Origin of the sequence: Paenibacillus sp. UNC451MF (assembly GCF_000686845.1) — a bacterium.
Taxonomy (GTDB): Bacteria; Bacillota; Bacilli; order Paenibacillales; family NBRC-103111; genus Paenibacillus_S.
This window is the reverse complement of record NZ_JMLS01000041.1, coordinates 23446-33527: the sequence shown is the minus strand read 5'-3', so window position 1 is coordinate 33527 and position 10082 is coordinate 23446. Positions and strand designations below refer to the sequence as shown.

10 protein-coding genes are annotated in these 10082 nt (G+C 48.6%); 2 read left to right on the top strand and 8 right to left on the bottom strand.

The features are described from left to right. The coding region (locus BP97_RS0128940) for a sulfite exporter TauE/SafE family protein (protein WP_028552234.1) at positions 1-634 on the top strand (634 nt) is incomplete at its 5' end. Here the strand turns inward: BP97_RS0128940 and BP97_RS0128935 are convergent. From BP97_RS0128935 to BP97_RS0128895, 8 genes are all read right to left on the bottom strand, one after another. Then, positions 612-1397, bottom strand: coding sequence for a LamB/YcsF family protein (locus BP97_RS0128935; protein ID WP_028552233.1), 786 nt, complete (start codon positions 1395-1397; stop codon positions 612-614). The two genes, BP97_RS0128940 and BP97_RS0128935, sit on opposite strands and share 23 nt — an antisense overlap. Positions 1398-1548: 151 nt before the next feature. Further along, positions 1549-1836 carry a CD3324 family protein gene (locus tag BP97_RS0128930; RefSeq protein WP_028552232.1) on the bottom strand — a complete coding sequence of 96 codons (288 nt, stop codon included), beginning with the start codon at positions 1834-1836 and terminating at the stop codon, positions 1549-1551. Positions 1837-2557: 721 nt separating this feature from the next. Next, the gene (locus BP97_RS0128920) at positions 2558-3574 is read right to left on the bottom strand and encodes a 5-oxoprolinase subunit C family protein (RefSeq protein ID WP_028552230.1); all 1017 of its coding nucleotides are present in this window, start codon (positions 3572-3574) and stop codon (positions 2558-2560) included. A gap of 16 nt (positions 3575-3590) precedes the next feature. Next, positions 3591-4469, bottom strand: coding sequence for a 5-oxoprolinase subunit PxpB (pxpB, locus tag BP97_RS0128915; RefSeq protein WP_051621036.1), 879 nt, complete (start codon positions 4467-4469; stop codon positions 3591-3593). Beyond that, entirely contained in the window at positions 4470-5258 is a 789-nt protein-coding gene (locus tag BP97_RS0128910; RefSeq protein WP_028552228.1) for an alpha/beta hydrolase, read from the bottom strand. It abuts the gene before it with no gap. Between the two features lie 163 nt (positions 5259-5421). After that, entirely contained in the window at positions 5422-6525 is a 1104-nt protein-coding gene (gene hisC, locus BP97_RS0128905; protein WP_028552227.1) for a histidinol-phosphate transaminase, read from the bottom strand. 179 nt (positions 6526-6704) lie between these two features. After that, positions 6705-7208: a GNAT family N-acetyltransferase gene (locus BP97_RS0128900; protein ID WP_028552226.1), complete on the bottom strand. Its 504-nt coding sequence runs from the start codon at positions 7206-7208 to the stop codon at positions 6705-6707. Between the two features lie 61 nt (positions 7209-7269). Next, positions 7270-8856 (bottom strand): bifunctional metallophosphatase/5'-nucleotidase, encoded by a 1587-nt coding sequence (locus BP97_RS0128895; RefSeq protein WP_028552225.1) that lies wholly within the window; start codon positions 8854-8856, stop codon positions 7270-7272. Between the two features lie 211 nt (positions 8857-9067). Between BP97_RS0128895 and BP97_RS0128890 the strand changes: the two genes are divergently transcribed. Continuing rightward, complete coding sequence (locus tag BP97_RS0128890; RefSeq protein ID WP_028552224.1) at positions 9068-10036, top strand: phosphate/phosphite/phosphonate ABC transporter substrate-binding protein; 969 nt, start codon at positions 9068-9070, stop codon at positions 10034-10036. Positions 10037-10082 lie beyond the last annotated feature (46 nt).

The window sequence follows — 10082 nt, the reverse complement described above, 5'->3', positions numbered from 1 at the left end:
AACCGACTTGTTCTACAACTCGATTACAAAGCTATTCGGGAGCATTCAGCATTACCGTCAGAAAACAATCAATTTCAAAGTCACCAAATATTTGGCCTTCGGAAGTATTCCTAGCGCTGTAGTAGCCATACTCCTGCTGGAGCTTTACCCGCCGCTGCATGTCATTCAAGATACAATCGTCAAGCATACATTAGGCATTGTTCTTATCATAGTCGCGATTCTGAGTATTGCCAAGCAATGGATCGGACGCTTGAACACGAATCGTTGGCAGGAAAAATCCGAAGAAGAAAAGCGGGGAATGACGATTGCCATCGGGATCGTGCTCGGATTCATTGTTGGACTGACATCCATCGGATCAGGCTCCCTGTTTGCGCTCGCTATGATGTTTTTCTTTCGAATGGGTGCTGCCGAGCTGGTCGGAACCGACATCGCACACGCCTTTTTATTAGTCTCCGCAGCAGGTATTATGCACGCCGGCTTCGGAAACATCGATTATCACCTTGCCTTCAATCTCCTTGCCGGTTCTGTACCGGGCGTCCTTCTGGGCAGCGGCCTCTCCGCTAAATTGCCAGCTAAGCCACTGCGGACGATTATGGCAGCCATCATCTTGATCAGCGGCTTGAAAATGGTCTAAGGTCCGGTGCTCTAACGACTACCCCCTCCTGCTCCAACCGCTGTCTAACCGCCATCGCAAACTCCAATGCATGAGGGCTATCACCGTGAATGCACACCGTGTCGGGCGCTATGAGAATGCTGCCGCCATCGCTGGTCCATACCATTCCGTCTTTTACCATAAGAGCTGTTTGCTCTGCTGCATCAGCCGAGTCGTGCAAGACGGCATTATCCTCGGAACGCGGGGTTAATGTCCCGTCCATTCGGTAAGTACGATCGGCAAAGGCTTCCTCCGCAACAAGCAGCCCTCTGCGAATCCCCGCTTGGGTAAGCTCACTCCCTGCTAGCCCGAATAGAATGAGTCGTGAATCGACTCGATACACCGCCTCGGCAATCGCCTCAGCCAATACCTTATCCGAAGCTGCCATATTGTATAAAGCTCCGTGAGGCTTTACATGTCGTAGCTCTGCATTTTCCGAATGGACAAACCCCATTAATGCTCCTATCTGATACACGACCATTTCATAGGCTTCATCCGGAGTAATCTGCATAACCCGACGGCCGAAGCCTGACAAATCGGGCAGTCCGGGATGCGCTCCAATGGCCACGTTATAAGCTTTGCATGCTTGAACCGTTTTGCGCATAACTGCAGCATCACCGGCATGAAATCCGCAAGCAATATTTGCTGAAGTAATGTAGGGCAGCAGACTTTCATCTATTCCAAGCCGGTATGCACCGAAGCTTTCCCCCATATCACAATTGAGATCTATGATTCGTTCCTGCATATGTACTTGTCTCCTCCTCGGTCACTGTAAATTTCGCCTTCTGTCGTAAAGTCGGGCTTTCAATGGGCAGGAATGAAAAAAAGCCTTAGGAATTCCTACCGGCTTTTTTTTCGTATATATGGAACCCATTGTACAGCCGTGCCCTGCTCAGCTAGTGCTGACGGGCAACGGCAACGCGGGTTTTAACGATAATTTTGCGTATGCTGTCCTCAGACAGATGGTATTTTTGAATGAGCTCAAGAACCGTAGAACCGTTCTCATAGAGCCGGTAAATTTCATGGTTACGCCGCTGGATCGTAAGCCTTGTTCCATTGTTTTCTCCCCAGCCTGCGCGAGTTTGTTCTTTTTTCGGGATATAGATAATCTCGCCCTGAATATAGTCCTGCAATTGTTTCAGCAGACTAGGGGGAAGAATATCTTTTCCGTTTTTGTACCCCATCGATGAAATCCTCCTTCCGTGCTTTAGTTGCTAGCGCCGCCGTGAAAGAGATAAGCATTTTCATCTTTACACCTCCTAAGAGTTTTGCTCTGCAAAACTTACTTCGTAAGCATCTACAGAGTTTTGCTCTGCAAAACTTACTTTGTAAGGATTTGCCGAGTTGTTGTAAACGTCAGGGTCAGTACATGAAAACAAAAAAACACGATCTGCCGTATCGTGCCTGGGAGCCATATTATATGTCATGGTTCATGTCAATGACGTCAGGTGACGGTGATGGGAAAATGCTTATTCAGTTCAGCCAAAACCCTTTATTAGTTGTTGTGAAGTCAGACATCGAACGCCACTCCTTTCGTATATTTTCATGATTCCATTTACTTCCTAATTGATTATAACTTATTCAAGGTCTTCATGTCTATTCGCTATTTTGGAAAAATAGAGGGAGGCTTGTAGGCCTCCCCTTTGTTATGGAGCCTCTGCTTACGCAGAGACCACCTCCGGTTGTGTGTTCATCGCTCTGATCACTCCTTCCTTTGAGTGTTAGCTGGCCTGCTACAATACTATTTACTCATATTTGCAAGGCTGTCTCAAGCGAAAGAATGGTTATAACAAATTTCTCCTATATAGTAACAACATAGCAAGGTATTGAGGTACAGAGCGAAGAAAACTCTCCACCGCATAATTAAATCCTATATTATCACAGCCGATGCGCTAAATATACCCTTTACTCCGATTCGGCTAATCTTATCCTTACCGTCTTCTCTAACTGCCTGAAGAAAAGCTGCTGCTGTATGTACAGTACTTGCGCCTCCTGTATCGATATTTCTCGGAAGCGAACGGCTCCGCTCGGTTTCAGCTGAGCAAGCAGTGGTAAATCGACAGCTGCGACTTGGGCGATTCGAGGGTAGCCGCCCGTCGTCTGCGCGTCGGCCATCAGCACGATCGGCTGCCCGCCGGGGGGTACTTGAACCGTGCCCATCGTCACGGCTTCGGAGATCATTTCTTGCGGCTCGGTTTCCTCGAGCCGCTCGCCTGTCAGTCGGTAGCCCATGCGATCCGACTGGGGGGTAACGCTGTAGGGCGTGGTGAAGAAGCTATGCAGGCTCCCGCCTGTCATAGCTTCTGCCTCACGCCCGCGGGTTACGCGCACCGCCGGTTGCTCCGCATACGGCGGGCGCGCGCTTGGCGCGATCGCCCACATGGTGGGGGCGATCGGCGCCCCGGGCGCCACCGCGGCCAAGCGGGCCGCGAGCGCGATGGCGGCAGCCGAGGGCGCGCCAGCCTGCAGCCGGTCCCCCGGCAGCAGCGCACGCCCGGCGTAGCCGCCGAGCCGCGATGGCACGTGCGTGCTGCGGCTGCCCAGCACGGCGGGCACGGCGATACCGCCCGCCACGGCAAGGCAAGCGCGCGCTCCGCGCAGCGCGCGACCACAGCGCAGCACAGTGCCGCTGCGCACAAGCACCGGCCGCCAGCTGGGCAGAGGCGGCCCCTCTTCGGCGCGGGCATCCATGTCCGCGCCGCAAAGCGCCACGAGCGCGTCCTCGCGGAACTCGAGCGTCGCGCCCGTGAGGGTCATCTCGAGCACAGCTGCACCGCGCTCGTTACCAACAAGCAGGTTCGCCGCATGCAGGGCGAATCGGTCCATGGCGCCGCTTGTCACTACGCCCACGCCGCGCAAGCCGAATCGTCCCTCGTCCTGCACCGTTGTCAGCAAGCCCGGATTCAACACTTCGATGGTCATCACAAATCCTCCGCCATCAAGATTCCATAGATTCGTTATCAACCGATGCCTCGTTTGCAAGGACTGCAAACTCCATCAGCGAAATAGGTTCAAAACGAATCCGGTCACCCGCTTGAAATAGGGACGGCTTCTCCTTCATAGGGTTGAACAGCCTGAGCGGCGTTCGTCCGATCAACTGCCAGCCGCCAGGAGAGGCTATCGGATAAATGCCCGTTTGCGTACCGGCAATACCTACCGTACCTTGAGGCACATGTGCCCTAGGTTGACTTCGCCGTGGCATCGCCAGACGTTCCGAAAGACCGCCCATGTACGGAAAACCATGAGTAAATCCAACCATATGTACGACATAGGTTGCAGAGCAATAAAGAGCAATAGCCTCTTGAACCGATAAGCCCGCCTGCTCGGCAAGCATCTGCAAATCGGGACCAAACTCCATGTCGAAGCATACCGGTACGATACGAACTTCTTGGTGCTCCAGAGCATTCGTAATAAGTAATGGATCTCCTAGCATATTCAGACGGCTTCTTATCCATGCACATAGGATCTCATAAGGGGAGACGTCATCCTCCTGTTCCCTCGAGCCCAGTGTAGATTTCGCATTGATTTTGCCCTTATTGTGGTAGTCAGCCTTGTTAACATATAGCTCTGCAGGATCGTAGTATACCGTTACCGTTCTGTAAGCTCTGACGAATTCAACGATAGCCGAACTACAATCATGCTCCAAACAACGAACGGTTGCTGATACAACCCCCAGCATAGCCTCGCTTATATTTCCGACCCAACGGATGACAATCGCCTGTTCTCCCAGCGGGTACAGCTCATATCGCACTATCGAGGCGTCGAGCTCTTCAGCGCAATTAGGCTCATAGCCGGCCTCAGTCTCCCGTTCATTCATTTAAAATCCGCGCTGCTGCAGCCACGATGCGCAAACATCTGTCCATAGCCTCACGCCGGGCTGCTCTGCAGCCAGACCCAAGCCATGACGACCGCTCTCGAACACATGGACCTCAAACGGAACTCTGTTTCGGCTGAGCGCTGAAGCGAATAGAAGACTGTTCTCAACAGGAACAGAAGCGTCATCAGCCGTATGCCACAAAAAAGTCGGCGGCGTATCTTCTGTGACCTGTAGCTCATGGGACATGAGCTCTACCAAAGATGGATCAGGAGACTCGCCGAGCAAATTATTCAAAGAACCTTTATGAGCGTAAGCACCAAAGCTGATCACCGCATAGCAAAGTATGAGCAAATCCGGGCGGCTGCTTTCACGCTCGATCGGGTCTACCGCATCCGAACGCCCGGAATCATATTGAGTTCCTGCCGAACCCGCTACATGACCTCCGGCCGAAAATCCCAATATGCCTACTCGGTTCGGATCGATATTCCATTCCTTAGCACGGTTTCTAACCGTACGGATCGCTCTCTGCGCATCCATAAGCGGGTTAGGATGGCGGTAAGGAGCAACGCGGTAATGTACGACAAATGCGGATATGCCAAGAGAATTCAACCACTGTGCCACTGGCTCTCCCTCATGGTTAGCTCTTCTTGCATAGCCTCCACCAGGACAAACGATAACTGCCGCCTTAGGCTCGCTTCCTTCTACAAGATATGGGACCAATGTCGGCTTATCTTCCGACTCTTCCCCCAAAGCATTCGGTGTTCCGTTCGGCCATAACAGCATACTCATTCGTTAATCCCCCTCTATAATCATCAGCATCAATACCTAAATAATGGTTTCTGCTTAGATCATACTATATTAGGAGGAATACTTGAATACTTCTACGCAATAAAGTTTATTTCCCATTCCCGCATTACAGTACTACAGGCAAACGGTTGAACTAGCCCTATTATTAATCCAAAAGAGAAGTCAGTTGCTCAATGAAAAACTCATTCTCTTCTCTTGTTCCTACAGTAACCCGAATATGCTGGGGCATTCCCCAAGTACCTCCGTACCTTACGATTACCCCTTTTTCCATAAGTCGGACATACAGCTCTTTCGCATCAGGTCCGAGCTTCACAAGAATAAAGTTCGTCATACTTTCTGTAAAGGATACCCCTAATTTGCGAAAGGCCTCATACAGCTGCTCTCTGCCGAGAGTGTTTACGCGTTGGGATGCCGTTATATGCTCCGTATCCATGATCGCCGCTTTGGCAGCTTCCTGTGCCAGTGCATTGACATTGAAGGGCTCTTTAACCTGCAAAATGCTGCTGATCAATTGGGATGATGCCGCACCGAAGCCAACACGGATACCGGCAAGGCCGTATATTTTAGAGAAGGTTTGCAAAACGATGATCGGGTAACCTTTGCGCACAAATTCCAAGCCGTCCGAGTAATCCTCAGCGGATACGTAGTGGCTGTATGCAGAATCGTACATGACCAGCACTTTTTTGGGCAAAGCATCGAGCAGCCTTAGCAGTTCAGCCTTAGGCAAATAAGTGCCTGTAGGATTGTTAGGAGAACATAGGAACACCATTTTGGTACGCTCCGTTACGGCCGCTAGCAGTTCATCCACATGATAATGAAAGCTTTCGTCCAACGGAACCGCAACCGGTATAGACCCCATTAAGTGGGCACCGAACTCATATTCACTAAAAGACGGATGAGGTACGACGACTTCATCCCCTTCCTCCAAAAAAGCTTCCGCAACTAACTTAATAAGCTCATCTGCACCATTAGTTACAATAAGCTGGTCAGGAGTAAGCTGTAGCTGTGATGCAATGACTTCATTTAACCCTTTGGTGCTTGCATCAGGATAGCGATGTATTTCCGGCAAATAGGCTACTAACGCTTCAACTGCCTTCGGGGAAGCGCCAAGCGGATTTTCATTGGACGCTAGTTTTACAACCTTATCTATCCCGAGCTCTTGTTGTACTTCCCAGATAGGTTTACCTGGTGAGTACGGCTTCATATTGTCCAATGCCTTACGTGCTTTCACTTGAATGGGATGACTCATCTCAACATCTCCTCACGATTAACTTCATTGCCACAATTCGATAATACACTAATGCATTAATATAGTAAAGCGTTGATTTGAAAAAGAACCACTCGAGCTTCAATCAACATATTCTTATAAACCATAGAAATGACTTCTATAAAATGAAAAAAAGCCGCGCTCAGCGCAGCTTTTTAAATCTAGGCTTGAATCGACATGAACTCCTCATCCAAATAGACTCCCTCTATTTTTACCGCATTCTTTTCTGCCGCATAGGTCACGAATCCAAGTGATTCATAGAGCCTCTTCGCTCCTTTGTTGCTGGAGATCACGGTCAAATGGATTCGCTCCAATCCGACGCACGCTTTAGCGGCTTGCAATACCTCAGTCATCAGAGCGTGCCCTACTCTATGCTTGCGATATTCAGGAGCTACGTACATTGCATAAATATTCGCTTTATGTGCAATTTTCGGGTTAGTTTCCCGTATAAACGTCACTATGCCTGCTAAATTCTCGGTATCCGTGAAGCAGCCAAGTGTAAACTTATCCTCTGTTGCTCGAAGATTATTTTGAAAAATCTCGATCGGCTTTTCGCTTTCTATTTCGTAAGTGGTCAAAAACGCATCCGGGTGCTCTCTAAGTGACCGTAGCCTTACAACCCGGTACTGCTGCGCGTCGGATGGCGTTAATTTTCGAATCAACATCAGTCGGTCTCCTCTCTATCCATTTGGCCACATAACACTGAAGAAGGACTCCCGTTGTGTATTAATCCCAAATAACTTCCCAATTGGAGTTCAAAGAGGCTTCGATCGTTCCTCTCTCCATAATATATGTCGCGAGCAGCTCGGCCATATCCGTCGGAATGTCGCGTACAACTGGCTTGCCTTGGAACATTGTATAATTGCCGCCTCCGCCTGCACGGTAATTATTCATCACTACATCGTACTTCGCATCCAAATCGAGCGGTTGGCCTTGGTACTGCAGCAGCACGACGCGTTCTCCCTCAGGACGGGAAATGTTCAGCTTATATTGTATGCCTTCCCACATGTCATAGTTATAATGCTGTGGCTTCGGCTCGCTGAAGGAAGGGTTGACCTTGACCGATTGCCCATCATATAAGTCAAAATAAGACGCCGACCGTTCAAGTGCATCCTTAATATCCTGTCCGCTTATTCTTATGACCTGAAGCGTGTTCGGATAAATATAATTCGAGACGATATCGCGCATCGTTATATCCGGCGGAAAGCCTGGAGCAATATTGTCGAATAATGCCGTATTCGAGATCGGCGCACCGGATAAATCCATCTGTACTTTGTTGATAAACTCGATCAAAGGATGTTCTTTAAGCCTTACACCCATAGGGTCTGTCACTCTCATATCTCCAAGCAGCTTACCGATAGGCCGGTCCAGCCAAGCTTGAGTGAGCTCTTCGTGCGGGGAGACTAGCTCTTGCAAAGCAAGGTCCGTTTGTGCCCCTTCAGGCGACAACAGCTCGGAAGCGGAATCCGTGATGACCCATTGCCCATCCCGCTTAGCCAGATGAATCTGGACCTTGCCGAGATTCGTTCCTTGGCTTCCAGGCTGCACAACGGTCACTCCGTTAATCTTGCAATCGGCAATCGTTCGATGCTGGTGTCCAGTCAGTAGAACATCGATTCCTTCTACATTTTGACATATAGCATAGCCTTCATTTTCACCTGTCAAAGGCTCCGTAGGCTCACCTGTCGCCATATTACGTTCGAACCCTCCGTGGTACGAAACGACCATCACATCCGGCTGCTCTTCACGCCGTATTTTCGTTACCCACTTTCCAGCAGCTTCCAATGCATCTTCAAAGAGCAAGCCTGCAATATGCTCCGGCTTTTCCCAATTAGGAATGTAGTGGGTTGTAAGTCCTAATATAGCAACACGAACGCCTACAGGAAGCTCAATAATCCGGTACGGCTTGCCAAAGTAAGGTTCACCGCTTTTTGCATCTACAATATTGGCGCTGAGCCAAGGAAATTTCGATTCCCCTACAGCCTTTTGAAGCAGCTCGAGGCCGTAATTAAACTCATGATTTCCCATTACAGCGGCATCGCAGCCAATGGCATTCATGCAGCTGATCATCGGATTAGGCGCTTCTCCGTTCAACTTGGCATGATGATACGCGAGCGGAGTTCCTTGAATCAAATCCCCGTTGTCTATATAAATGACATGTCCGCCCTTCTTGCGTTCTTCTTTGATTAAAGAGGCAATCTTGGACAAACCGTATGAGGTAGGCTGGTTATTGGCATATTGAATAGGCAGCAAAGCTCCGTGAAGATCGCTTGTTTCCAAAATCGTTACAGTACAGGCTTGTTCGTTTGTCATAGAATCGAATCAACTCCGTTGTTTAGGTTATTCTTTAGATAAAAATGGTACTGCTTGCACTATGCCCAGGCTTGCAATTCATTACGACCTATTTTAACAATTTTTTGGCTTACACGGTACTTTCTTAATAATTTTTTTACTGTCGATCTGGGTATATTATGCTATAGTAGATCTTGGATTCAATTCCATAATTAACGGGAGGTCAAAAAAGATGTTAAAAAGAGTAGCAGCTATCAGCTTATCGCTTCTGCTTTCTGCAGGTATCGCAGCAGGCTGTGCAAAGAAAGATCAAGCTTCGCCAACGCCTGCACCAGCAGACAAAGGGAAACAAGAAACAGCAGCAAAAGGTTATGTGCCTAAAGAGCTAACTGTTCAGTTCGTACCTTCCCAAAGCGCTGAAACATTAGAAGCAAAAGCTAAGCCACTTGAAAAATTGCTAGGAGACAAGCTGGGTATTCCTGTTAAAGTTTCGATTTCCACAAACTATAACACGATTATCGAAGCTATGGCTTCCAAAAAAGTAGATATCGGTTTTCTTCCTCCAACAGGCTATGTATTAGCACATGACGAGAAGAAAGCAGCAGACTTGCTGCTTCAAGCACAACGTTACGGCGTTGATGATGCTACAGGCCAAGAAGACAAAACGAAGCTTGTCGATTCCTACAAATCGATGATTATCGTGAAAAACGATTCTCCAATCAAAACAATCGCTGACTTAAAAGATAAAAAAGTAGCTTGGCAGGACGTAACTTCCTCCGCAGGTTACATCTATCCAGGTCTTGAGCTTAAGAAAAACAAGATCGATCCTGATAAAGATGTAAAAGGCATTGTGGTAAAAGGGCATGATAAAGGCGTTCTTGCTGTACTGAACAACGAAGTGGATGCAGCAGCTATCTTCCAAGATGCTCGTACGACTGTTATGAAGGATATTCCAGATGTATTCTCCAAAACACGCGTATTGTTCTTCACAGCTCCAATTCCAAATGATACTATCAGCGTTCGCAACGATATGGATCCGGAATGGCGCAAAAAGATTTCTGATGCTTTCATAGCTATCGGTAAAGATCCTCAAGGTCAACAAATCATTTATGAAGTATACTCCCACCGCGGTTACACAGTGTCCGACGATAAGAAATTCGATGTTGTTCGTGATGCTAACAAGCAAATGGGCGGTAAATAATCAAAAGTAAAAAGCAGTGATCAGGAATTCCTGATCACTGCTTTTT